The 26,720-nt window shown below is 35.2% G+C and carries 21 protein-coding genes; 13 read left to right on the top strand and 8 right to left on the bottom strand.

Annotated features, from left to right (window positions below):
• Positions 1-23 precede the first annotated feature (23 nt).
• Entirely contained in the window at positions 24-650 is a 627-nt protein-coding gene (locus BN1242_RS12530; protein WP_062356677.1) for a TlpA family protein disulfide reductase, read from the top strand.
• An 83-nt stretch (positions 651-733) separates the two neighbouring features.
• Here the strand turns inward: BN1242_RS12530 and BN1242_RS12535 are convergent, their stop codons facing one another.
• Complete coding sequence (locus BN1242_RS12535) at positions 734-2,560, bottom strand: DNA ligase D (RefSeq protein ID WP_062356682.1); 1,827 nt, start codon at positions 2,558-2,560, stop codon at positions 734-736.
• Between the two features lie 126 nt (positions 2,561-2,686).
• Between BN1242_RS12535 and ku the strand changes: the two genes are divergently transcribed.
• The 5 genes from ku (at position 2,687) to BN1242_RS12560 (ending at position 11,281) form a co-directional block, all read left to right on the top strand.
• Positions 2,687-3,529 carry a non-homologous end joining protein Ku gene (gene ku, locus BN1242_RS12540; RefSeq protein WP_062356685.1) on the top strand — a complete coding sequence of 281 codons (843 nt, stop codon included), beginning with the start codon at positions 2,687-2,689 and terminating at the stop codon, positions 3,527-3,529.
• Positions 3,530-3,629: 100 nt separating this feature from the next.
• A complete protein-coding gene (locus BN1242_RS12545) occupies positions 3,630-4,145 on the top strand; it encodes a superoxide dismutase family protein (RefSeq protein ID WP_062356688.1) in 516 nt (171 codons plus the stop codon).
• 123 nt (positions 4,146-4,268) lie between these two features.
• Positions 4,269-5,405 (top strand): zinc-dependent alcohol dehydrogenase, encoded by a 1,137-nt coding sequence (locus BN1242_RS12550; RefSeq protein ID WP_062356691.1) that lies wholly within the window; start codon positions 4,269-4,271, stop codon positions 5,403-5,405.
• 385 nt (positions 5,406-5,790) lie between these two features.
• Positions 5,791-10,920, top strand: coding sequence for a S8 family serine peptidase (locus BN1242_RS12555; RefSeq protein ID WP_062356694.1), 5,130 nt, complete (start codon positions 5,791-5,793; stop codon positions 10,918-10,920).
• 160 nt (positions 10,921-11,080) lie between these two features.
• Positions 11,081-11,281, top strand: coding sequence for a cold-shock protein (locus BN1242_RS12560; RefSeq protein WP_062356696.1), 201 nt, complete (start codon positions 11,081-11,083; stop codon positions 11,279-11,281).
• A gap of 43 nt (positions 11,282-11,324) precedes the next feature.
• Here the strand turns inward: BN1242_RS12560 and BN1242_RS12565 are convergent, their stop codons facing one another.
• Positions 11,325-11,837: a DUF3231 family protein gene (locus BN1242_RS12565; RefSeq protein WP_062356698.1), complete on the bottom strand. Its 513-nt coding sequence runs from the start codon at positions 11,835-11,837 to the stop codon at positions 11,325-11,327.
• Between the two features lie 200 nt (positions 11,838-12,037).
• Between BN1242_RS12565 and BN1242_RS12570 the strand changes: the two genes are divergently transcribed.
• A complete protein-coding gene (locus BN1242_RS12570) occupies positions 12,038-13,402 on the top strand; it encodes an amino acid permease (RefSeq protein ID WP_420806033.1) in 1,365 nt (454 codons plus the stop codon).
• Here BN1242_RS12570 and BN1242_RS12575 read toward each other — a convergent pair whose 3' ends face one another.
• A complete protein-coding gene (locus tag BN1242_RS12575) occupies positions 13,403-14,026 on the bottom strand; it encodes a LysE family transporter (protein WP_062356703.1) in 624 nt (207 codons plus the stop codon). It lies immediately after the preceding gene.
• 145 nt (positions 14,027-14,171) lie between these two features.
• Here BN1242_RS12575 and BN1242_RS12580 point away from each other — a divergent pair, with 145 nt between their 5' ends.
• Together BN1242_RS12580 and BN1242_RS13420 are read left to right on the top strand one after the other, a co-directional pair.
• A complete protein-coding gene (locus BN1242_RS12580; protein ID WP_062356706.1) occupies positions 14,172-14,471 on the top strand; it encodes a hypothetical protein in 300 nt (99 codons plus the stop codon).
• Positions 14,472-14,776: 305 nt separating this feature from the next.
• Entirely contained in the window at positions 14,777-15,811 is a 1,035-nt protein-coding gene (locus tag BN1242_RS13420) for a polysaccharide deacetylase family protein (protein WP_062356709.1), read from the top strand.
• A gap of 144 nt (positions 15,812-15,955) precedes the next feature.
• On the opposite strand, the gene BN1242_RS12590 is transcribed toward BN1242_RS13420, so the two are convergent.
• Together BN1242_RS12590 and pxpB are read right to left on the bottom strand one after the other, a co-directional pair.
• Positions 15,956-17,227 carry an MFS transporter gene (locus BN1242_RS12590; RefSeq protein WP_275259454.1) on the bottom strand — a complete coding sequence of 424 codons (1,272 nt, stop codon included), beginning with the start codon at positions 17,225-17,227 and terminating at the stop codon, positions 15,956-15,958.
• Between the two features lie 140 nt (positions 17,228-17,367).
• Positions 17,368-18,081 (bottom strand): 5-oxoprolinase subunit PxpB, encoded by a 714-nt coding sequence (gene pxpB / locus BN1242_RS12595; RefSeq protein WP_062356717.1) that lies wholly within the window; start codon positions 18,079-18,081, stop codon positions 17,368-17,370.
• A gap of 444 nt (positions 18,082-18,525) precedes the next feature.
• Here pxpB and sucA point away from each other — a divergent pair, with 444 nt between their 5' ends.
• From sucA to BN1242_RS12615, 4 genes are all read left to right on the top strand, one after another.
• Positions 18,526-21,354, top strand: coding sequence for a 2-oxoglutarate dehydrogenase E1 component (sucA, locus tag BN1242_RS12600; RefSeq protein WP_062356722.1), 2,829 nt, complete (start codon positions 18,526-18,528; stop codon positions 21,352-21,354).
• A 91-nt stretch (positions 21,355-21,445) separates the two neighbouring features.
• A complete protein-coding gene (gene odhB / locus BN1242_RS12605) occupies positions 21,446-22,693 on the top strand; it encodes a 2-oxoglutarate dehydrogenase complex dihydrolipoyllysine-residue succinyltransferase (RefSeq protein ID WP_062356726.1) in 1,248 nt (415 codons plus the stop codon).
• A 197-nt stretch (positions 22,694-22,890) separates the two neighbouring features.
• On the top strand, positions 22,891-23,094 hold the full coding sequence (locus tag BN1242_RS12610; protein WP_062356731.1) for a DUF6501 family protein: 204 nt from the start codon (positions 22,891-22,893) through the stop codon (positions 23,092-23,094).
• A 77-nt stretch (positions 23,095-23,171) separates the two neighbouring features.
• Positions 23,172-24,632 carry a bifunctional ADP-dependent NAD(P)H-hydrate dehydratase/NAD(P)H-hydrate epimerase gene (locus BN1242_RS12615; protein ID WP_062357091.1) on the top strand — a complete coding sequence of 487 codons (1,461 nt, stop codon included), beginning with the start codon at positions 23,172-23,174 and terminating at the stop codon, positions 24,630-24,632.
• A 255-nt stretch (positions 24,633-24,887) separates the two neighbouring features.
• Here BN1242_RS12615 and BN1242_RS12620 read toward each other — a convergent pair whose 3' ends face one another.
• The 3 genes from BN1242_RS12620 to BN1242_RS13735 all read right to left on the bottom strand — a co-directional run bounded on the left by BN1242_RS12620 (position 24,888) and on the right by BN1242_RS13735 (position 26,704).
• Positions 24,888-25,457, bottom strand: a complete 570-nt coding sequence (locus BN1242_RS12620; RefSeq protein WP_238985141.1) for a biotin transporter BioY — start codon at positions 25,455-25,457, stop codon at positions 24,888-24,890.
• Between the two features lie 177 nt (positions 25,458-25,634).
• The gene (locus BN1242_RS12625; protein ID WP_062356735.1) at positions 25,635-26,429 is read right to left on the bottom strand and encodes a glycoside hydrolase domain-containing protein; all 795 of its coding nucleotides are present in this window, start codon (positions 26,427-26,429) and stop codon (positions 25,635-25,637) included.
• 119 nt (positions 26,430-26,548) lie between these two features.
• Complete coding sequence (locus BN1242_RS13735; protein ID WP_203226061.1) at positions 26,549-26,704, bottom strand: hypothetical protein; 156 nt, start codon at positions 26,702-26,704, stop codon at positions 26,549-26,551.
• Between the last annotated feature and the right edge of the window lie 16 nt (positions 26,705-26,720).

The raw sequence follows: 26,720 nt of genomic DNA on the forward strand, positions 1-26,720 counted from the left end.
AAAATAATATAAAGGATGGTAAAATGAAAAAAATATTTATTGGCTTTGCGTCAGTTATCGTAGCTTTATTTATCGTGGATCAAGCAGTGTTACAAGAAAAAGCAGTATTACCACTATTTACTAAGGCAGAGAATAATGAAAATAATGGTGAAGAGAGAACAACACAAAATAATGATATAAATACGGATAACCAAAATAACCAACTGGAAGAACCATCTTACGGTCTTCAAGTCGGGAATTTAGCACCTGATTTTAGTTTAACGACGCTAGATGGAAAAAATATTTCTTTAAAGGATCTTAGAGGGAAAAAAGTATTATTAAATTTTTGGGCTAGTTGGTGTCCGCCATGCCGAGCTGAAATGCCACATATGCAAAAGGTTTATGAGGAACATGCAGGAGAATCTTTTGAAATAGTAGCTGTAAACTTAACGTTTGGGAAAGAGACGGCAGAAAAAGCGCAACAATTTGTTACAGATTTCGGATTAACATTTCCAATTCCTTTAGATACGACAGCTGAGGTGTCTGAAAATTATCAAATTGTTCCGATTCCTACAAGTTATTTTATTGATTCAAACGGTATAATTCAATCCAAATACTTAGGACCGATGGACGAAAAGTATATTTTAAAACAAATAAATGCCATTAAGTAAAGCAGGTAAATCATCACCTGCTTTTTATTTTACTCTATTGTTGAACAATGTTACTCATTCCACAGATTTACGAGATGACATGGTTAGCGGGCATTTTTTAAAAAAAGGATAATTTCTTTGATTGCACCATCATCTTTGGCTGTAAAATAATCTGCAAAGGGATCTCCCAATTTCTCCATCCGATTAAGCACTTCCGAAAATGAAAATCCATCAGGAGAAATATTATTAGAAAGCTCATCCCAGAATATCGGAGTAGCAACACCTGCTGATTTATTCCCACGAGCTGAGTATGGACAAATAATCGTTTTTCCTTCTGCATGTTGAACGTAATCAATATATAATTTATTATTTCGATTTTTTTTTAGCCTTTCGATTGTAAATGCATGTTCATTTTTGCTTAATAAAAAGTTTGCAATAAACTGGGTGAACAGTCTCGTTTCATTCCAAGTAATTGAATTATTTCTCGGCAGAGGAAAATATATTTGTAGTCCGCGATTTCCTGATGTCTTAATATAAGCTCTTAAGCCCAATTTATCAATGATATCCGTCTTTATATAATGTGCAGCTTCAAGGGCAAGGGAAAACTCCTTTTTAGTTGGAGGGTCTAAATCAATAACGATTTCATTCGGGTTATTTTGTTGACTAGTTCGAAAAGGAATATGGAATTCAATTGCTAGTTGGTTTCCAAGCCAAAGAAAAGTTTGTTTATTATTACAAACAATATAATTAATACCGTCTTCTTGGAAAGTATCCACATAATCAGGGGCGTATTCTGGACAATTTTTTTGAAAAAATGCTTCTCCAAAGATACCATGTGGATAACGAATGACAGTAAGAGGTCGTTTGTTTAAAAAAGGTGCTATATACGGGTATATCATATTCAAATAATTAACATAATCTTGTTTTAAAATTGCTCGTTCTTCCCACAATGGTTTGTCTGGATGGGTAATTTCTATCAATGTGCTACTTGTTTGTTTCATCCTCTCCAACGTGCATTCCTTGCTTGATATATTCAAGAGAAACCGCGAGAAAAATGGTTCTCTTAAACCGTCTTCCATAAGTTCCAAATAAAAAAGTTCTAAACAAATGGAAGGAGGGACATAAACAAATTGATTATCCTCACGCACTTGATTTTTCCGAATAATTGCTGTTAACGCTGCAGTTTCCTCTTTTGTTAACCCGTTTTTAAATAACCCAACCGTAACTATTTTACCAGAGGAATAAACACCGACATGAAAATACCCATTCGCTTTTTCAAACTTAGTAATAAAGCATTGAACTTTTTTCCAATTTTTATATTTAAACCATTGCACACTACGCTTTCCAACTTCCCATTTACTATATATGTTTTTCGCAACAATTCCTTCTCCATCATACGCTTCAATATTTGCCCACAATTTTTGAAAATCTTTATGAAAGGGCACCATTTGCAAAAAACTCGAAGCTTCTGGAATCGGTTGGGTTGGTAATTGTAATTCTTGAAAAAATGATAGTAACATTTCTTTCCGGTTATAAAATGGCTGATTGATTAGAGACGTTCCTTTATATTGCAATAGATCAAATACTAAGTACGTACCTCTATTTAACTCTAGAATATGCTGGATTTTTTGCTCCGATCGAAGTCTTCCACGTTGCTGAACTTGAGAAAAATTACTTTTATAAGGATTGACGAGGACAGTAATTTCGCCATCTAGTGTTAATGGTTCATATGAAATTAATTTTTCTTTATACAGTTCGTAAAATTGAATGACTTCAGGAAAATGTTTCGATAAATCTTTTCCATTTCTACTGATGAAGGAAATTCCTTTATCTATCGTTAACAAAGCACGAAATCCGTCGTACTTAGTCTCAAACACCCAGTCTTTTTCCGTTGGCACAGTAAATGTTAATGTTGGTAACATTGGTCTCATTTTTTATCACCTACATTTATTATTCGTATTGTTAGTAAAGCTATGTGACAAACTGTTTGGCAAATGTTTTATAGAATGAAGAGAAAAAATAAATAAAGGATAAAACATAAGAAAGGATTGGTTAAAATGCATACGATGTGGAAAGGAAGTATTAGTTTCGGATTAGTGAATATTCCAGTGAAAATGCACGCTGCAACAGAAGACAAAGATATTAAATTTCGCAGTCTCCACAATAAATGTCATACACCGATAAAGTATGAAAAAGTATGTCCTACGTGTAATATCGAAATTGCCAATGAAGAAATAGTAAAAGCGTACGAATATACGAAAGGAAAATATGTTGTATTAGAAGATGAGGATTTTAACAAATTGGAGAAAGAGATGGATGAGAAGGCAGTTGATATAATTGACTTTGTAAAAATAACAGAAATAGATCCAATTTACTTTAATAAAACATATTACTTATCTCCTAATGAAGGTGGAGGTAAAGCATACTCTTTATTACGAAAAGCGATGGCAGAATCAGAAAAGGTTGGCATTGCGAAAATTGTTATTCGTTCTAAAGAACAGTTAGCCGTTATTCGTGTGTATGAAAATACATTAGTTATGGAGACCATTCATTACCCTGATGAAGTTAGGAATGCTAGTGATGTTCCTAATGTCCCTAATAATGATACAGTTTCTGAAAAGGAATTAGCTACCGCCATCTTATTAATTGATCAATTAACAACGGAATTTAATCCTGAGAAATACAAAGATGAATATCGCGAAGCTTTGCTAAAAATAATTAATGCGAAAAGAACAGGTAAGGAAACAGTTGTACCCGAGGCAAAAGGTGAGAGAACTTCTGTAACTGACTTAATGGCTGCATTGCAAGCATCCATTGACAGATCGGCTCCGAAAAATAATGAAACGGCACCAACAAAGCCAGTAACAAAAACAACAAAGAAAATCAAAAAAAATGCCTAATTATGGAGACACCTTATTCCCTAAGTGGAGTAAGGTGTTTTTTAACACTATATGTCAATAAAACATACGATAGTAAAAACAAAATAAAGGCGGTATAATCATGTACTATTTTTACTATCAAAGTAATCCTTACGTTCGAAATGAAACGGTTATTAAAACACAAGCATATGCAAAAATTTATGGTGGTCCATTAGCACCAAATTTAAGTGGATACGTTATTTTTTCTGATTTAGGGAATGGTACCGACGTATTCGTAGAAGTAACCGGCCTGCCTCATTATAAAAAAATGAATGCTGGAAATAATCCGGTAGGTCCACATGGTTTTCATATTCATGACAAGGGAAGTTGTAAAATTGGGGATAAATTAGATCCGTTTCAAGCTGCAGGCGGTCATTGGAATCCAACAAATGAACCACACGGAAACCATGCTGGAGATTTACCAGTGTTATTTTCCAATAATGGTTATGCACGAATGAATGTTTTTACGAATAAGTTTCGACCGCTAGACGTGATTGGTAAAACGATAATCATTCATGAAAACCCAGATGATTTTCGCAGCCAACCAGCCGGGAATGCCGGGAAACGTTTAGCATGTGGAAAAATTGTACGATTATAAACTTTCGAGAGGGATGTGATTTAACAGTCCATCCCTTATAAGATGCTTAACAATAATTACATATTCTCACTCTAGATAGAAAAGACTAAAAGTTGAATAGAGTACATTTGTGGAGGGAACAAGATGAAGGCTGTTACATACCAAGGGTTGAAAAATGTAGAAGTGAAAAATGTGGAAGATCCGAAAATAGAAAAACCAGGTGATATGATTATAAAAATAACAAGTACTGCCATTTGTGGGTCCGACTTACATCTCATTCATGGAATGATTCCTAATATGCCTTTTAACTTTGTGATAGGCCATGAACCGATGGGAATCGTGGAAGAAGTTGGTCCTGAAGTGAAAAATGTGAAGAAGGGCGATAGAGTTGTTATTCCTTTTACGATTAGCTGTGGAAAGTGCTGGTTTTGTCAAAATGACTTAGAAAGCCAATGTGACAATTCTAATGAAAATGGTGAAATTGGTGCCTTCTTTGGCTATTCAGAAACATTTGGTGGAATCCCAGGAGGACAAGCAGAGTATTTACGCGTTCCTTTTGCGGATTATAGTTCCTTTGTCATACCAGAGGAAGCAGAGTTAGAAGATGAACAAGTTTTGTTTCTTTCAGATGTAATCCCTACTGCTTATTGGGGCGTGGACAATGCTGGAGTAAAAAAAGGAGATGTTGTTGTTGTTCTTGGTTGTGGTCCCATAGGATTAATGACTCAGAAATTCGCCTGGATGAAGGGGGCAAAAAGAGTTATTGCTGTTGATTATATTGGCTATCGACTTGCACATGCAAAGCGAACAAATAATGTTGAAATTATTGATTTTACAAAGCATCCTAATACTGGTGAGTATATTCGAGAAATTACAAAAGGGGGAGCAGATATTGTCATTGATTGTGTCGGCTTAGACGGGAAAATGACATTTTTAGAACAAGTTGGATCCGCATTAAAATTACAAGGAGGAGCAATGGGCGCAATTATCATTGCATCACAAGCTGTTCGAAAAGGAGGAACGATACAATTAGTCGGTGTATATGGTTCAAGATATAATCAATTTCCATTAGGTGACTTATTTTCACGGAATATTACATTAAAAATGGGCCAAGCCCCAGTAAATCATTATATGCCTAAGTTATTTAATTTAATTAAAGAGGGTAAGATTGATCCTACTGATATTATCACTCATCGTCTTCCATTAACAGAAGCTGAATATGCTTATGAAGTTTTTGATGAAAAGAAAGATAATTGTATTAAAGTCGTATTAAAACCATAGAAATACAACCCCTCCTACTAATTCCTTCGAAGGTCCTTGTCTGGATGAACCAACGGATAAGGATCTTTAATTTTTATAAGACAAAAGAATCATTTTTGAGCAAAATTCGATTATAAATCGGTTATTTCCCAAAAGTAAGACAAACATCCTTGGAAATATAGTAAAAAAGTAACTGACCAAATAATCAAAAAATTATAAAGTCATACTTTACTATCATTTTAGAAAAGTACAATAAATTTACGACAAAAACCGACAGACAAACATTAGAATGTTCTGCTATTTTAAAATTGCAGCAAGATTTACATAGAGATTGCTAGAAAGGGGGATATAGGTTAACTATTTTTTGTTAGTCTATCAATCTAGTTGAAATTTGGGAGGGAGAAATTTGCGAAAAAAAGGTTTTAAACGGATTTTATCCATCTTTCTGACTGGTTTATTAATTATTTCTATGTTCTTGCCGCCAGTCGGAACTAGTAATGCAGCAACAAAAGGGGTAAGTACCTCAGTAAAAGAGGCGAAGGTGCAATCTGCAAAAGAAAAGATTTCACCAAAATTAACACAGCAATTTAAAAAGGATGAAAAAGTAACTTTTTTAGTTAAATTTACAGAGAAAGTGAATACAACAGAAGTAGCCCTTCAAGCAGAAAAAAATGCAAAAAAACAAAGACTTTCTGCATATCGAACAGATTTAGCAAAGCGTTCTGCTATTGTATCGGAATTACGGGCTACTGCTAAAGTTTCTCAAGAAAATGTCATTGACTTTATTGAAGAACAAGCTGCCGTCGGAAAAGCAAAAGATTTACAATCATTTTATATTGTAAATGCAATCGCTGTAACTGCAACAAAGGATGTTATGGAAAAGATTGCTGAATTCCCGGAAGTAGAAGAAGTAGTTCTTAATGAAGTTAGAGCAACATTAGATTCTGATCGTGAAGAATCAATGAAAGCACTTGAAAAAACATTAAACTCCATTGAGTGGGGTGTTGATCGAATTGGTGCACCTGCTGTTTGGGATATGGGAATAGATGGATCAGGTATTGTTGTTGCCAATATTGATTCAGGAGTACAATGGGATCATCCTGCGTTAAAGGAAAAATATCGTGGTTACAATGTAGCAACAGGTGAAGTAAATCATGAATTTAATTGGTTTGACCCAGCTGCTGGATCATCCGCACCTGTTGATGTAGACGGTCACGGTACTCACACTATGGGTACAATGGTAGGTTCTGAGCCTAATGGAGCAAATAAGGTTGGAGTAGCTCCAGGTGCAAAATGGATTGCCGTTCGTGCATTTGGTCCTTCAGGTGCAACAGATATTGATTTATTAGCTGCAGCTGATTGGATTTTAGCTCCAAAGGATAGAAATGGGGTACCACATCCTGAAAAGGCGCCAAAAGTTGTCAATAACTCATGGGGTTCTGTATATCCAGGTAGGGACGACTGGTACCGTGATGCAGTAACAGCGTGGCGTGATGCTGGTATTGTTCCAGTATTCTCCGCTGGTAACGTGCGTGCGGGGACAAACCCAGGAGGCCCGGGATCTGTTTCAGCACCAGGTAACTACCCAGAGTCCTTCGGTGTAGGGGCGACTGACATTAATGATAACTTAGCAAGTTTCTCTTTATTAGGACCTTCTCCATATGGAGAAATTAAACCTGATATTTCTGCTCCAGGTGCCGGTGTTCGTTCTTCGTTACCTGGCAACAGTTACGGAAACGCAAGTGGAACTTCTATGGCAGCACCACATGTATCAGGTGCAATTGCCTTATTACTACAAGCAAATAGTAGTTTAGAAGTTGATGATGTCGAAAGGGTATTAATGGATACAGCGACACCAAAAACGAATAGTCAGTATCCTGAATCACCAAATAATGGCTTCGGATCAGGTTTATTGAACGTGTTTGATGCTGTTTCTTCTGTCGTTTCTGGACTAGGAAAAATTAAAGGTCAAGTAACAATCGAAGGTGAAGATAATGAATCACCTATTATAGAGCATGTAGGACCGTCTGAAACTTATTCAGGATTAAACTTAAATTTAAAGGCTAATGTAAGTGACAATATTAGCATCGTCTCCGTTAAAGTGAAATATAAAGTTAATGATGGAGATTGGAAAGTGGTTGATGCTACACGTTTATCAGGTGACTATAAAGGTGGAGAATACGAAGTAACTCTTCCAGGAGAAGATATGACTGTCGGTACATTAACTTATCAATGGGAAGTTAAAGACTTCGGCAACAATGTAACTAATAGTGATGAACAGGAAGTAATTGTTAAATCTGGTATTACACCTGGTTATTTCCAAGACTTTGAATCCAATAACACAGGTTGGACTTCTTTCGGTAGTAACGATATTTGGCAATGGGGAGTACCAACAACTGGTCCTGGAAATGCCTATTCAGGGGAAAAAGTATATGCGACTAATTTAACTGGTGATTACAATAGCAGTATGGATGCAACGCTCGTAATGCCACCGCTTGATCTACCTGAAGGAGCAAAATTCCTTAAATTTAAGAGTTGGCATAGTTTCGAGCAGTCTTCTACAGGCACAAATTATGATTACGGTAATTTAGTTGTTTCTACTGACATGGAAAACTGGGAAAATATTAAATTATTTGCTGGACAATCAAACGGATGGGAAGATGTATTTGTGGACTTGTCCGCTTACTCAGGTCGTGTGTATATTGGTTTCCATGTGAAATCCGATGGTAGTGTAACAAGACCTGGCTGGTATATTGATGATATGGATCTATTCGATTCATCTCGTTATGCTGATGATGAAGAAGCACCAGTCATTAATCATCAAGCTCCAGAAAAAGCTTTTGAAGGGTTCAATTTAATTTTACAAGCAGAAGTAACGGATAATGTTCATGTGAACTCAGCTGAAGTGCAATATAAAGATAATCAAGATCAGTGGCAGAGTGTGACAGCCGAAAATAAAACAGGTGGAATCGAATCAGCTTTATTTGAAGCAGTTATTCCTGGGGAAGCAGTAGTTGGTGAAAGCATCACTTATCGCTGGTATGCAAAAGATAGTAATGACAATGAAGCATACAGTGAGGAATATACTGTTACTCTACAAGGACCAGTAACAGTCGGTTACACAGAAAATTTCGAATCCAATCCTGATGGTTGGTATTCCTTTGGACAAAACGACGCATGGGCGTGGGGAGAACCAACATCTGGACCAAATGGTGCTGTCTCTGGCGAAAAAGTATATGCAACTAATTTAGGTGGATTATATCCAAATAATATGAGGGCAACATTAGTAATGCCTCCTGTTTCCATACCTGAAAGTGGGGCGTTTTTAACATTTAAGTCTTGGCATAACTTTGAAAAATCATCTTCTGGTAGGGCATGGGATTATGGCCAAATTGTCGTTTCTGAAGATGGAGAAACTTGGACAGAACTACAACAAGTTGACGGAATTTCTGAAGGTTGGGAAGATGTCACAGTCGACTTGTCCAATTATAGTGGCAATGTATATTTAGGTTTCTACGCTTACTCTGATGGAAGTGTGAACCGAGATGGTTGGTATATTGACGATGTTGCTTTAGTTGCTGAAGTTAACAGTTCTAGTAAAGTAAAACTTGGCCTAAAGAAAGAAACTAATGAGCAAACAGTAATTAAATCTGAAAAGAAAGCGTCAACAGTTGAAAAAGTTAAGGCAGAGCAAAAGGTTGTACCAACTAAACTACCATTACAAGCTGTAGTTAGTGTGTTAGAAACTGGTCGCTCTGTCGTTACGAATCCTGCTGATGGTAGTTTCTCGATGACTCATGCTGCTGGAGAATATACGGTTATAGCGGAAAGTTATGGATATCGTTCCGAAACACAAACGGTGAATGTTGAAGTGGATGGAGAAGCATTGGCTAACTTCACATTAGAGGAGCTTCCAAAAGGAACAGTTAGTGGGACTGTAATTAATAAATCCACAGGCAATCCAATTGAAGGTGCCATAGTTTATTTAGTAGAAGACGCTAAAGTTTTACCAGTCCAAACAGATGCAAATGGACACTACTCCATTACTGGCTATGAAGGAACATATACATTAAAGGTTGCTGCACCACTATTTAGTAATGTCGAAGTAACAATCGATTTACACGGTAATATCGAACAAAACTTTGAGTTAAAACCATTTATTGGTTTTCCAGGTGAAATAGGTTATGATGATGGTACTCCAGAAAATGCTAGAGCGTTTTACGATGCTGGTAACGGTTGGGCGGTAAAAATGTCTTTAGCTGACGGTCAAGATAAAGCAATGGTTACTGGCGGAATTTTCCGTTTCTGGGATACTGAATGGCCTGTTCCAGGGGGCACTGAATTCCAAGTAGCTGTTTATGATGCAACTGGAGCCAATGGTGCACCAGGAAAATTATTGGCAGGACCGATTAATGCAACTGCAAAACGTGACGGTACGTGGACACATGTTGATTTGAGTGGCGAAGGGATTATGGTAGAGGGTGACTTCTACATCGTTTATATTCAGTCACAACCAAACCCATTTGCTCCTGGTTTAGCAACTGATGAAAACGGACCGAATGCAGGAAGAAGCTGGCAATTAGTTGGTGGCGCATGGGATAAAGCACCAGCTGATGAAGGTAACTATATGATTCGTGCTACTGTAAATTACGAAGTATCAGAACCAGTTATCACTTCTCCGACTGACGGATTGTTCACAAATAGTGAGACTGTTACTGTTAAAGGAACAGTTGCACCAGGTGTCAATGTCCATATCTTTAATAACGGAGAAGAAGTAGCACAAGTCGAGTCTAATGATGACAAAACATTCGCTGCAGAAGTAACATTAACGGAGGGGGAAAATATTTTAACCGCTAAAGTTGGAACGGAACAAGGAATGACAGAAGCTTCCAATGAAGTGAAAGTTATTCTTGACCAAACGAGTCCAACATTAACTATTGACTCTCCGAAAAATGGCAGCAAATACAATAGAGAAGTAGTAACTGTTATTGGAAAAGTAGCGGACACGAACCTTGATAAAGTAACCGTTAATGGTACGAAAGCAACTGTAAATAACGGAACATATTCGGCTAGAGTGTTACTGGATGAAGGAATGAACGAAATTGAAGTAATTGCAACAGATAAAGCTGGCAATAGCACATCACAAACAATTACATTAGATGTTGATTCCATTGCACCAGAAATCATCAACTTAAAACCGGATACGGATAAATATTTGACGACAGGTCAGTCAGTGAAAATTGAGTTTGAAAGTGAACCAGGATTACGTGCAACATTTAGCATTAAATTGCCATTAACTAACTTATCTAGCAATAAAGTAAGTAATGTGACGGAGTTGCCGTTTATGGAAATTGCTCCTGGTAAATATGTTGCTTACTACACTGCTACATCGAACGTAATTGCACCAGGTGCAGAAATTGAAGTGAAAGTTCTTGATTCACATAAAAATGAAACAAGAAAAGTAGCTGCTGGAAAATTATTTATTAACGTAAATGGTGCTACTAGTTCAAAAACAGTTGGGTTAGGCAAAAACTAATTTGTCATAGGAAAAGGATGGGGAATTGGCCTTAATGGTCAGTTCCCTATTTATTTCCATAATAACCTTTTGGAATTTAATTATTTGGGTAAAAGTATTTTGATTAAAATTTTACTTTTGATACATAATATTATCGAACTTTAATTTTAGGAGGATCAATATGGCAACAGGAAAAGTTAAATGGTTTAATTCTGAAAAAGGTTTTGGATTTATTACGAAAGAGGATGGATCAGAAGTCTTTGTTCATTACTCTAACATTTCTGGCGAAGGATTTAAGTCGTTAGAAGAAGGACAGGAAGTTTCTTTTGACATAGAGGAAGGAGAAAAAGGTCCACAGGCAATTAATGTCCAAAAACTTTAAGAATAATTAAGGGCTCTTGTTAACAAGAGCCCTTATTAATGTTTTAAATATCTTCTGCTTTACTTTTGTGAAGAGGTGGCGGAGTAATCCAGCCTTTTTCTTTATTAAGTCGTAAAGACTTGGCAGCCAATGTTGCCTTAGTAGTATGGAACTGTCCAAACATTACCGCAATATCTTCGCGGATAGATTCTCCAATAATAGTACTGCATGATACTAAGCCAGTGGCAATATCAGCACCCACTTTTGCAGAAACTTCATTATCTAAAAAGCGAGCCCCAACAGGTATTTCATCTAAAGAGGCATGCGGACGCTCTGGAGGTGTTGGGGGAAGTCCTACTTCATTTTCTTTTAGTATTATTTCTATTTGTTTTACTTCATTTTGACATGCATTTATTACTTCTTCCATTAATTTCTTTAAATCACCATCACCAACATGGTTAATTAATGTTTGATATGCGCTAATACAACTATTTGTTGTAAATAAGTAACTCCATAGAGCAAATACTTCTCCATAATGTAATGGTTCCTCTTTCGGATTTCCGCTTAAAATACCCATTCTATTTACCTCCTTCGTATTTTTGCATTAACATGCTTTTCATATCGTAACCGTTTTATCTTCTCTTAACCCCGTAAAAACTTAACAATAAGTAAAAGTGATGGCAAACTAGTTTTTCAATGAAGGAAGGGAAATTATTCAATACATAGAAACGATGAATGTTATAAAAAATAAAGGAAAAGTGCTCAATTTGGAGGAGGATTACGGTGGAAAAAGCAGAAAATAAATTAAAGTGGTGGCAATTATCAATTTTAGGTGTGGGATTTGTTATCGGAACTGGTTTTTTCCTTGGATCTACTATTGCGATTCAATCAGCAGGAATAATGGTTCTTATTCCATTCGTTTTGGCCTCACTAGGGACATATATTATATATGATGCATTAAGTAGGATGACTGCCGCCGATCCTCAACAAGGTTCCTTCAGCTACTATTCAAATAAGGCATACGGTAGATGGGCTGGTTTTAGTAGTGGTTGGGTTTACTGGAGTTCAGAAATGCTTATCATGGGGAGCCAAATGATTGGTATTTCTATTTTTACGAAATTTTGGTTTCCAAATTTACCATTATGGATATGTGCTACTATTTATACGGTATTAGCAATCATCATCGTTCTAATCGGTATTAAATGGTTTGAACGGTTTGGAAATTTGTTCGCCATTGCAAAATTAGCAGCTATTTTAATTTTTATTGGCTTAGCGTCAATGGCGATATTCGGTGTTTTTGGAAAAACAGCTGTTTTACATTACCCCCGTAGTTTATCAAGCGCCTTTCCTAATGGGTTAACAGGGTTATGGGCGGCACTGCTCTATTCATTTTACGCTTATGGCGGGATTGAAATTATGAGTATATATGCAACAAGATTAAAGGATCCGAAAGAAGCACCTAAATCGGGTAAATTCATGTTGCTTATGTTAACGATTATCTATGTCATTTCCATCGGGCTTGCAATCATTTTAGTTCCGTTAAAAGCCTTCAATATGAAAGAAAGTCCATTTGTAGTTGCTCTAGAACACTTTAATCTTGGTTTTGTTCCACACCTATTTAATGGAATTATGATAATTGCAGGATTTTCAACTATGACTGCATCTTTATTCGCCGTTACAACAATGATTGTCAATTTATCAAAAGCAGGTAACGCACCAAAAGTTTTTCATAAAAGGTCAAAATGGACGTTACCGCCACCTGCATTAATTTTAACTGTTGTCGGTCTATCCACTTCTATTGTTATGGGATTATTGTTACCGAATAAAGTTTATGAATATATTACGACAGCAGCAGGTTTATTATTACTATACAACTGGTTATTTGTGTTATATGCTGCCAAAAAATTACTACCTTTAACAAAATTTGACCATATAAAACGTTACGTAGGGGTATTATTAATTTTATTTGCCGTAACAGGAACGTTATTCCACAACTCAAGTAGGCCAGGGTTTTTTATAAGTCTTGGTTTTTTAGTTATAATAGCGATTGTTGCTTGGAGGGTAAATAAATCAACAGATAATTCTGAAATGGATTTAAGCCAACCGAGCAGTTTATTCATTAAATTAAAATGGCAAGAATAATTAGCCAAATAAAGCTTGGAATGCTTGAATTCCAAAATAAATTCCAAATCCAATGAGGAAAAGCCCAGAAAAAATGGAAATATATCTTAAAAATTTTTCAGCAAAATATTTCCTGAATATGCTGGAAATAGAAGCCATTGTAATATCCCATATAAAAATACCAATAAAAATAGCACCGCTAAATAATAATAATTGCTCCGTTCCATATGTTTTTGCCGTAGTGGATAATACGGAGCCATATATGCCTAACCAAAATAATATAGACAAAGGATTAAACAATGAAATAAAAAAACCAGAAAAAAAAGATTTCCAAACAGACTCAGCGTTCCGGTCTGACGTATTCGTTATTTGACCTGTTTTTGCAATACTTTCAATCCCTGTATATACAAGAACGAAAAAGCCAAACAACCATAAAAATGTTTGCATAAAAGGTATTTCTAAAAAATGAACCACTCCAAAAAAAATTAAAAGCATAAAAATTCCATCTGCAATCATTGCTCCAAGTCCAACAAACCATGAATGAACAAAACCGTGTTTGATGCCTTTATCTAGTTGGGCAGCGTTTATCGGTCCTATTGGGGCGGCAAGGGATAAACCTAATAATATGTAACTAACGAATATCATTGAAAAACCTCCTAAATGACTGCTTGTACATCATATTCAGGATGTCCGTCATTTAGGACCATATTTTTCTTGAATTATTTTCATTCCGAAACAGAAAATATAACTAGTTCCGTTATAAATTTTACAGGAAAAGGTAGGGATTTTAATGAATTATAATTGGAGTAATGGTTTTAGTTCTCAACTTCCTTTTTTAACAAATAATGATGAAATTAACACAGCAAAATTAAATGAGGATCGATATGAATTATATGTAAACGGTGATTTTGTTGGATATAAAACTTTATTAAATCAAGCAGATGATGTAACAGATATAGACTCCTTTTTAAAACAACAAGGGATAACTTCCTTTACAACGGAATTGTCTGGCGATCATTATTTAATTGAAACAGCAGATGACGCCGAGAAATTGAAAGATATACTAAAAATTTATTGTCAAAATCGTTAAAAAGGAAACTACCCAAAATTACCATTGAAATCGTATATCATCATCGATTATGATTTATTTGTAATCATTCAAATGAATTACCCCCATTAAAACAACCCGAGCGAGTAAAAAAGGCTGGAAGAAATTCCAGCCTTTTTTAATTGCCCAATGATTGGAAATAAAACCGATATATGCTAGGAAATTATATTGAAATATACTATACTATTAGTAGAAACTTGTCTTTTTTTCATAGATTATGTAACTTTTTGTCTAATGATCTAGTCTATATATATGAAAGTGATTAAGAAGGGGAAAAGGGTGAAGACATGCGGGTTAAGAGAAGAAGAAGAAAAAGAAAATTGGAATTATTAATACTAAGTATGACTTTTTTATTATTATTATCAGGGTTTGCTTTTTGGCAGGAAGTTCAATCGAAGGAGAATAATGCAACATTACATGTTAGTGATGCTCAAAACTTCCCTCTTAATCCAGTTGAGGAGAAATTACCAGATCGAACTAAGGAAGACAATAAAGAGAAAACTACCCCTGTTAGCAACATAAATGAAAAAGACAATTCCGAAACGGTAAAAGAAAAACCGCAAAAGAAACAAGAGGTAAAGAAAAATAACAGTACTGAAAAAAATATAGAACAAAAAAATGTAGATCAAAAGCAATCGAATGAAAATAATGCTACAAACCCCAATAAAGTTCCAACTAAAAAAGAATCAATAAATAAAGCTCCGCAAACAAATATATCTAAAGAAGATAAAGTTGTCTATTTAACATTTGATGATGGACCGGAATATTTCACAATAGATATTTTAAATTTACTAGATAAATATAATGCAAAAGCGACATTTTTTATGCTTGAGCCAAAAATGCGCCAATACCCGAATGTAGTCAGGGAAATTGTTAAGCGTGGTCATCAAGTTGGAATGCATAGTGTAACACATGATAAAAATAAATTTTATGCTTCAAAGGAATCTGTTGTAGCCGAAATGATGAAAGGTCAACAAACATTACAAAATATCACAGGAAAGAAATCATCATTAATGCGTGTCCCTTATGGTTCTGTTCCTCATATGAAGCCTGACTATATTGAAGCAGTAAATAATGCAGGATTAAAAATGTGGGACTGGAATATAGATAGCATGGACTGGAAACATACTGATGGATCCTTTGTCAATAACGTTATTCATCAAATAAATAATTTCAAAAAAAATGATAAGAAAGTAATACTTCTCCATGATCGAAAAACAACACTGAATTATTTGGAAAATCTATTAATCTATTTAAGTGCTAATGGTTATAAAATGGAAAAACTAGAAGTAACACATATTCCTGTACAATTCGGGAAATAGGATAAATGGAAGGGGCGAAACTTCATTACCGTACTTTGGTGATAAAGTTTTGACCCCTTTTTATTCGAGCTTGCGGTAAATCTTTATGATAAAATGGATTAATTGAGTATTATCCATCAAGGATAAATTGTTTCTCCCTTATTATTAAAATTTCTCCAAAAAAGAATCTTCTTCTTCCTTCTCAGGACGTATCCAAACGATACAAACTAATGCGGTTAAAATACAGATTCCAGTTAAAATATAAAAAATATATTGGTCTAAACTTTTCAAAAGTATTGCTAAAATTGGTGGTCCTAGAGCTACACCGATAAATCGCATAGAACTATATAGTGAAGTTATTGTGCCTCGTTTTTCCTTTTCAATTCCTTGTGTGATTAAAGCATCTAAACATGGTAATCCAATGCCAATACCAATACCAACAAACACAAACAGTGAGATGGAAAGCCATAAATTTTTCGTAAAGCTTAAAAAGAAGACAGCAATTGCTAACATGACAAGACCGAAAAAGATAATACGTTTCATTAACGTCTTGTCCTCTTTTATTTTTTTCCCTGTTATGTAGGAAGATAAGCAGAGGGCACCTAATGGGATTGCCAACATAAATCCTTTTTTAATATCACCAATTTTATAAATGGTTTCTAAAATATTAGATAAGTAAAATAATACACCGAATAAAACGAACATTAAAATGCCACCTATAATAAATACAGCAATTAACCACTGGTGGTTATGGCGAAAGGTTATTTTTATACCATTAAAAAACTCACTTAGAGGAGGAGCATCTTTCACTTTTGGACATTTTACTAAAAAAACCATCATTAGTAAGGAAATTGTACTAAATACTGGGATGGAGAAAAAAGGTAGTGAGATGAAAAAACTAGCTAAAAATGCTCCTAAAATGGGACTTAGAACTTTTCCCAAAGTGTTAGACGTTTCAATGACACCTAATGTTGAACTAATTTCATCATCCCTATGGAACATATCACCAACTAATGGCAACACGATCGGAAAGGCTCCCGCAGCACCAATTCCTTGCAAGGCCCTGCCAATTAATATGAGCCCGTATGGATCTTTCATTTTCCAAATAGCAAGGGCAGATAATAATCCACCAATTGCTGTTAGTATTAAGCTCGGAATAATTATTACTTTACGACCCCATTTATCAGATAAATAGCCAGCTAGCGGTATAAAAATGATTGCCACGATAGAATACACAGTAATAATTAAACTTGATTGCAGGGAAGTAATATTAAATTCTCTTTCCATTGAAGGAAGCACTGGAATTAACATAGAATTCCCTAATGTCATTACTAAAGGAATGGACGCAATAGATACGATTGCCCATCGCTTATTTAAAGTTTTATTTTTTTTCTTTGAATTTCCATGGAATTGCTCAAATAATCCAAATTCCCCCATATTCATTCTCCAATCTTTTAATGGTATTTTTAATATGCTCCAATTAGATAGAAAAATGCTTAAAATAATTCCATAGTAAATGGTTTATTATAATAATGTTATGTAAACAAATAAAAAAGATGGAAAATATCCACCTCTTTTTAAAATGAAATTATTTTTTTATACGCTTCTGCCGTTTCCATATCCATGAATTGCTCTGTTGATATTGGAGTAAATTGAACTTCTGTCCCTGGCATGAACAGATCTTTATGTTTTTTTAGAAAACTAAGTGGGGTTCTTCCGATAATTTGCCAACCTACTGCCGTTTTAATAGGATATATACCTGTTTGTCTGCCAGCAATCCCAACAGACCCCATTGGTAAATAAAATTTCGGGGATTTTTTTCTAGGAACAGATAGGTGTTTGTTAATCCCACCAATAAAGGGAATACCACTTCCAAAACTTAAGTAGGAGACAAAATAAGTCTCGTTAGAATGAATTTCGATAAATTCGGGTATAGAAACTTTGTTTAAGTTTGCAACAAACGGCAAATCAATAGCAAATTCGGGATCATAGCAGACAGGAATACGTACTTTACTTTGTTTATGCAAATCTGCTTGGTTCATTTTGTTTAATATTTGTTCAACTAAATCATTAATTTGTTCAAAAATTTGTTCACTCGCAACTTTACTATCAAAATGAATGGTTAAAGATGTAAATGATGGGACAACTTCCACAAAACCTTCAAACGGATGGTCATTTAAATATTTGGCAATTGTATATACAAATATATTCGTTTCTTTTGAAAATTCCTGACCTAATTGTACGACGATAGCTTCTTGACCTAGTGGAAAAATATCATAATGAATTATCATATGTCACCTCAAAAGATTTAGTCATTACATTATTGAGAAATTGTGAAAATAAGTAAAAAAATGCCCTACATATTATTGTAGTTATGATAGCGCTATCAGTTCAAGGGTTATTTTTATGTATGATTTTGTCTGCTTTATGAAAAAATTTTCGAAGTGAAGGCATAATAATTGATTTTTGCTAGGAACATTGTAAGATGAAAGAGGGAAATAATCCAAAGCTTCACAATAATAAATATTAGTATAGTAAATAACGTGAAAGTAGTTGTTCGAGAAACGATTTATTGTAATATTTAATCATTTCCTTTGACAACATTTACCTGCATGGTACAATGGAAATGTAAACGGTTAAACTTTATATTAATATAATGTTTTTAAAGTTTAATGTTAACTAAAAGGGGACTTTTTAAGGTTAAGTTACTTTAAAACGCTGGAGGGTATTCAAAAATGAATAGGCTGAATGGTCAATCCCAAAATCCATGGGAAAATTTCCATGGTCCTAACTTAGGTGTTGTAATGGAATTGTATGATTTGTATGTGAAAGATCCAAATTTAATTGATGAAGAAATGCGAGCCTTATTCGATGAATGGGGACCACCTGTTTTAGAAAGTGAAAAGTTGAATAATGTGCACATGTCTGAGCAACTATCCAACGGTCTTGATTTCAACAAGATATTATCTGCTAGAAAGTTGGCAGAGGATATTCGCCTTTATGGACATTTATATGCAGATATTAACCCGTTAGAAAAACAAGAAAAAAGATTGTCGGAGCTTTTAAATTACAGTAAATATGGACTGACAGATGCAGATTTATTGAACATCCCTGCTCCTTATATTAGCTCATATTTACCTAATTCTATTCAGGATGGTTTAGAAGCAATTAAGTATTTAGCTAGTATTTATACAAAAAAACTCGCCTTTGAATTTAATCATGTAGAAGATGAGAAAGAGCGGGATTGGCTCCAAAAAATGATCGAATCTAAAGCATATGATCATGAATTAACAATAGAAGAAAAGATATCATTATTAAAGAGATTAGTAGAAGTTGAAAATTTTGAACAATTTTTACATAAAACATATGTAGGCCAAAAGCGATTTTCTATTGAAGGATTAGATACATTAGTTCCACTGTTAGATGAGTTAATTTTAAAATTTGTTGAAAATGGGACAGAAACGGTAAATATTGGGATGGCTCATCGAGGCCGTTTAAATGTATTAGCGCATGTATTAGGAAAACCTTATGAAATGATATTTGCTGAATTTCAACACGCACCGAATAAAGACTTAATTCCATCTGAGGGGTCTATAGGAATAACATATGGTTGGACAGGAGACGTTAAATACCATTTAGGTCTTGATCGAAAAATTACTGATCAAACAGAAGTAAAAGCAAGAGTAACACTTGCAAATAATCCGAGTCACTTGGAATATGTTAACCCTGTCGTAGTAGGTTCCACCCGTGCTGCTCAAGAGACTAGGACAGCAAACGGCTTTCCAGTTCAAGATAAAAATAAAGCCGTAGGAATCGTCATCCATGGGGATGCGGCTTTTCCTGGACAAGGTGTAGTCGCTGAAACTTTAAATTTAAGTAGAATTAGAGGTTATCAAACTGGTGGAACAGTCCATATAATCGCTAATAACATGATTGGTTTTACTACAGAAAGTGAAGATTCACGGTCTACAAGATACGCTAGTGACTTAGCTAAAGGATTTGAAATACCGATTGTCCATGTTAACGCAGATGATCCTGAAGCGGTTTTACGAGCAGCAAACTTAGCAGTGCTGTATAGACAAACGTTCAAAAAAGATTTTTTAATTGATTTAATTGGCTATCGACGATTTGGACATAACGAAATGGATGAACCGTTAGCTACAAACCCATTAATGTATCAAATCATTCATAAACATCCTACTGTGAAAAATTTATATGTTGAGAAATTAATCGAACATAATGTTATTACAAAAGATACATTTGCTAAATTTGAAGAAGCAATAATTAGCAAATTAAAGGCAGCCCATGAAAAAGTTCCGAAAGAACAAGAAATTGATTATGAAATGAATCCTCCTGAGACGGTTGAAAAAGGATTACCTGAAGTTAAGACAGCCGTAGCGGAAAACGCAATTTTCAAGGCAAATGAAGAACTACTAAAATGGCCAGAAGGATTCCAAGCATTTAATAAGCTTGAAAGGATTTTAAAACGACGGGAAAACGCTTTAAAAGATGGAAAAATTGATTGGGCACATGCGGAAGCATTAGCATTTGCCACTATTTTAACTGATGGAATTCCAATCCGTTTATCTGGTCAAGATTCTGAACGTGGAACGTTTGCACATAGACATATTATGTTACATGATTTTCATACTGGAGATAGATTTTCACCATTACATCATTTAAAAGACGGTAAAGCTTCATTCGCCGTTCATAATAGTCCATTATCAGAAATTAGTGTGCTCGGTTTTGAATATGGGTACAACGTATTTGCGCCAGAAACGCTAGTGTTATGGGAAGCGCAGTTTGGAGACTTTGCAAACTCTGCTCAAGTCATTATCGATCAATTTATTTCTTCTAGCCGCGCTAAATGGGGGCAAAAGTCAGGATTAGTAATGTTACTTCCACATGGATACGAAGGACAAGGTCCAGAACATTCTAGCGCAAGGTTGGAAAGATTTTTAACATTAGCAGCTGAAAATAACTGGACAGTCGCTTACATGACGAAAGCAGCTCAATACTTCCATATTTTACGCCGTCAAGCTTTGATGTTAACGAAAGAAGAAATTCGTCCGTTAGTCATCATGTCACCGAAAAGTTTATTACGTCATCCTTTAGTTGCTGCTAATATCGATGAACTAACAAAAGGGGAGTTTTTACCAATATTAGAGCAACCAGGTTTAGGTGAAGCAAAGGATAAAGTGGAGCGACTCGTCTTATGTACTGGGAAAATTGCTGTTGATTTAGCGGAAAACATTGAGAAGATAGAAGAAAAGGATTGGCTTCATATTATTAGGGTAGAAGAATTATATCCATTCCCAATGGACCAAATTAGCAAGAAAGTTAGTGAATTTCCTAATTTGAAAGAAATTGTTTGGGTTCAAGAAGAGCCGAAAAACATGGGAGCTTGGACTTTCGTCGAACCAAGAGTTCATGCAATTGCTCCTGCAGGGATAGATGTCTATTACATTGGTAGAAGAAGACGATCCAGCACTGCAGAAGGAGATCCAGTTGCCCATAAAAAAGAACAAGAGCGAATCATCCAAACAGCACTAACTCGTCCTTAACAAAACATAAATATAAGTATTAATTATAGCACTTTAACGCTTTAAAGCGGTGGGGGACTGTCCCCATTAAAAACGAAAGGGGATAATACAAGTGGCAGAAGTTAAAGTACCTGAATTAGCAGAATCTATTACAGAAGGTACCATTTCAGCTTGGTTGAAGAAACCGGGAGAATCCATTGAAAAAGGGGAAGCAATTGCTGAACTGGAGACTGATAAAGTAAATGTTGATTTAATTTCAGAAGAAGCAGGAGTAATCAGTGAATTGTTATTCGCTGAAGGGGATACGGTTCAAATTGGTGATACGATTGCTATTGTTTCTGAAGGAGGAAGTGCGCCAGTTAGTGAACAACCAAAACAAGAAGAGGTAAAGACAACGGATACAAAACAAGAAGTAACAGATACTTCACAAGAAGATAGTTCAGAAGAATCAACTTCAGATAAATTTATTGCGTCTCCTGCTGCAAGAAAGCTAGCAAGAGAAAAGGGAATTGATTTAGCAACTGTTCCAGCTGCCGATCCATTAGGAAGAATACGGAAACAAGATGTAGAGGCACAGATCAATAACAAAACTCAAGCACCACAACCGCAACAATCGCAAGAGAAAAAACAGGCACCAGTTCAAGCAACGGATGATGCAAAACCGGTAGAAAAAGTCAAAATGTCAAGACGTCGTCAAACGATAGCAAAGCGGCTAGTAGAAGTGCAACATACAGCAGCTATGTTAACGACATTTAATGAAATAGACATGACAGCGGTAATGGACTTACGCAGTCGTCGAAAAGATGCTTTCTACGAGGAACATGATGTTAGACTAGGATTTATGTCCTTTTTCACAAAAGCAGTAGTAGCAGCTTTGAAAAAATATCCGCTATTAAACGCAGAAATTGCTGGTGACGAATTATTAATTAAAAAATATTATGATATTGGTGTAGCCGTTTCAACGGATGAAGGATTAGTCGTACCGGTTGTTCGTGACGCCGATAAGAAAAACTTTGCCGAAATTGAAAGAGATATTTACAACCTAGCTGTAAAAGCACGCGATAATAAACTAAGTTTAAAAGACTTACAAGGTGGTACATTTACGATTACAAATGGTGGAGTATTTGGTTCTCTCATGTCCACACCGATACTAAATGGACCTCAAGTTGGCATTTTAGGTATGCATAAAATTCAAATACGGCCAGTTGCCATTGATAAGGACCGAATTGAAAATCGTCCAATGATGTATATAGCACTTTCCTATGACCACCGAATTGTTGATGGAAAAGAAGCGGTTAGCTTTTTAGTAAAAATTAAAGAGCTGCTTGAAGATCCTGAACAACTATTATTAGAAGGTTAATAAAAAAACTTATTTTAAATACAGGGGTTTGATTTTCCTCTTAATTGGTATTTTGTCTGTATATTATATGACATTATATTAATAAGGGAAATCAACCCCTTTATCTTTGCTAACCTTTTTTCTATAAGTCGAATAGTATTGCTTTTCAGCTATCTAGCTTATTATAATAAAATAGAAATGAAAGGAGTCGCTTATTCATGAAATTTAATAATTGGAAAGATGATAATGTAATGAAACAAGTAAAATGTGTTCATACGAATGCAAAAAAGTATAAGGTGAATCGTGTTTTAACAGAGGGGAAAATATATGATGTAAAAAATGAGACAGAGGAGTTTTATTTTATCACCGATAATACTGGAAAAGTCGGCGGTTATTATAAAGAGTATTTTGTAGAGATTTAATTATGTTTAAGGTTTCTTGGCGCTTTAGCGCTTTAAAGCGGTGGGGGACTGTCCCCTTTTAAAGGATGCGAAGTGGAATGTATATCTATCATGAAGCAGAGATTAGAAGTGCAGATGAAACAGCTAATAAAAACGGCTTATCACTAAATGCATTGATGGAGACATCGGGCAGGAGTATTTATTTCCAGCTAAAAAAGCTATTAAAAAAAGAAGCTAAGATTTTAATATTAGCAGGGAAGGGGAATAACGGTGGCGATGGTGTAGTTTTAGCTAGATACTTAAAACAAAACGATTATTCGGTTGATCTCGTATTCCCATTTGGCGAGCCTAAGACTACTGTAGCTTTCGAACATTACCGTTTTTATCAAAGTTGTCATGGCAATTGTAAGACGTTTGATTTTCAAAAGAAACAATATGATGTAATTGTTGATTCCGTACTAGGGGTAGGTACACGGTTACCACTGCGACATGAATATCGAACATTAATTGAATGGTGCAACAGTCAATCAGCATTAAAAATTGCTATTGATATGCCTACTGGAGTGTTGGCAGATAGCGGGGAAACAAACGTTGCGTTTCAAGCCAATTATACTTTTTGTTTGCATGGTTTTAAGCCATCCGCTTTTTTATTACCGTCAGCACATTATTATGGGAACCCAATATTAGTTGATATAGGTTTACCACAACATGGAAAATGGAAAATATGGAGTCAAGCTGATCTGCAACGAACATTATTACGAAGAAATAAATTCGCCCATAAAGGGACATTTGGTACTGGTTTATTGATCGCCGGTAGTGATGAAATGCCAGGGAGTGCTGCACTTAGTAGCCTCGGAGCTTTGAAAAGTGGCATTGGTAAGTTAATGATAGGAACAACAAAATTTGTATCTAGCATCATCTCTCCACAAGTACCTGAGGCAACATTTTGGTTTAATGGGTTAGAAAAGGTTGCAAACGGAGAATTGCTAACTACTATTGATGCAGTGGCTATCGGTCCTGGTATAGTCGATAAAGATTTGGTGGAAAAAGCATTAAAATATCTTTTGAATCAACATTTTCCTTTAATTGTTGACGCAGGAGCATTGATAGAAGGTATAAAAGGGAAGGGCAATGCACCTGTCATTATCACCCCCCATCCTGGAGAGTTCAGCCGCTTAATCGGAAAAACAGTTGAAGAAATCCAAGCAAATCGATTAAAATTTGCGAGTAATTATGCGAAAGAAAATAATATTATTGTAGTTTTAAAAGGTACTTATACGGTCATTGCCTTTCCGGATGGTACTTGTTTCGTTAATCCGACTGGAAATAGCGGATTAGCAAAGGGAGGTTCTGGAGATACGTTAACGGGAATTATTTTAGCCATGGTAGCAAAAGCTGTTGATATCCCTTCAGCCATTCTTAATGCAGTATATTTGCACGGTTTATGTGCAGAACAGTTAAGTATAACACAGGGAGAACAAACCATTGTCGCCAGTGAGTTAACAACTGTTTTAGGCTCAATTATTAAAAAAACTTCGAATCATGAATGTTTGCCGTAAAGTATGTCAAATTTCCAAAATATAGTCTAAGGTTATGCAAAATTGGGACTGTTAAAGAGTAACTCTCTTGGCCACCTAGACCGTCAGTGGGGTGAAAAACCGCCACTGACAGCGATTAACTTTTTAATACTATTTTTTTTAAGGCATTCATCCTTTGTCCACTATTTTCGCAAAACAGTACTCATTTAAACAATCTTTAAAAATGGCTGTGCCACACTTTCCTATAAAAGCTGTCATACTAATGACTAAACAAATTTAAGCGGATACTTTAAACATAGGTTGCAATAACTTTGCTTGGAGTAGTTGCTTTCTTACAGCTATACCAATAATAGATGCTAAATATGCTTTTATTAAACCTACTAAAATAAATGGAGTAAATGAAGTTGCAAAAGCTACTGACCAAGATGTTTCACTTACAATCTTAAACCATGTAGTTCCAAACGTTAACGTGATAAACATCCCAACGATATTAGCGATAAAAGCCACTCTAATTGTAAAAGATGTTTTCTCTAATATGTAACCAGTAACCCAAGCAGTTGGGATAAAACCGATAATAAATCCACCAGTATTTCCTAAAATAACATGAAATCCTCCATTTAACCCAGCAAAAACTGGAGCACCTACCGCGCCTAATAAACAATACAATACTACGGAATAAGTTCCATATTTAGCCCCAAGTATAGTTGCTGCTAACCCAATTGCTAAAGTTTGCATCGTGATTGGTATAACCGGAAGCGGAATAGTGAATTGTGCTAAAATACTAATCATGCTTGCAAATAATGCAACTATTGTCATCCTTTTTAAACGATTTTCATTCCCTTTCAAAGTAAACCCCCTTCGTAACTGGTTATTTGTTAACTTAAATTTTAATAAGTTAACATATTATCGAAATAATTATATTGGTTATATGGTCTTACTGTCAAATATTAATTATCTATTTTTCTTTAAAACTGTTCACATAAAAAGAGGGGGTGTCCATTTATGAACATCCCCAACAAATAACTACCATAAATATTCTAGTATTTCTTTTTTAAATAAATTTGTGTCAATATTACATGTTTCTCCATCTAACCCATATTGCCAACCGAGTATTTTTGCATCTTTTGGTCCAAAAGCTTGATAATTTGGTGCATTTTCCTTTTTCGACACACCTTCTTGAGGAAAAGCAGTCCAAAGAAGAACTTTCTCTTTTATTTTTTCGTCTTCCTCAGCCGCCTCATTAAATGCAGCATAAATTGCTTGTTCATCAGAGAATACACCATATATCCCTGGTACATATTTTGATTTTTCCATTTCTTCCATCCAACCTAACATGAAGTCTTTGTCTACTGGGTAATCGGGTTCAATATCAGCGAAAATTGCTACACCTTCTGGAACATTTAACTCTTCAGCAAGTTTTATTGCGTGTTTGGCACGATCAATTCCATTTTCTTTTCCTGTCGCATCTGTAAAGTGATTATAAATTAATAAGATTTTAATATCGTTATCATGGAAAAGTTTAATTTCTTCCTTTGTAATCCCACTGGAGACACCTTCTTTTTCTCCTAAATAGCGACCCCAAACTTCTGGGCTGCCGTAATTATCCTTTACACAAGCAAAAAACTCCTCTGTCGTATAACTTGCTGAGTCTACGCCCCAATGATGAGCACTTGTGTCTTTATCTTCACTTCCATTTCCATCGCCATTGTTTTGCGGCGGGGTATTATTTTGAAAGATTAATAGAACACTAAGTGGAATGAATAACAACAAAAAAATTAATAAACCTTCGAAAAATTGTTTTTGTTCACCATTTGCCATTTTCTTTTAACCTCCCTTCACTTAATCGTATTCAAACAGGAAGGGAAAGGTTTTAGGGAAGACGAACAAAAAAAAGAAGCGGAGACAAATTCCGCTTCTTCCTATACGTATTGCATGAATTATTTCTTTTTCATACCCGTATTTTTTAAATTAATTTGATTGCCAGTTGTTGCTTCATAGCCAACTAAATATTGACTATTGCTATTGTTTTTTACTGCATTAGGTAATTTGTACTGTTTTTCATCTCGTTGAAATTGTTTTTGATTTTCTCCCATTTCATCACCTCAATCT

Origin of the sequence: Bacillus kwashiorkori (assembly GCF_001375515.1) — a bacterium.
GTDB lineage: Bacteria > Bacillota > Bacilli > Bacillales > Caldibacillaceae > Bacillus_BK > Bacillus_BK kwashiorkori.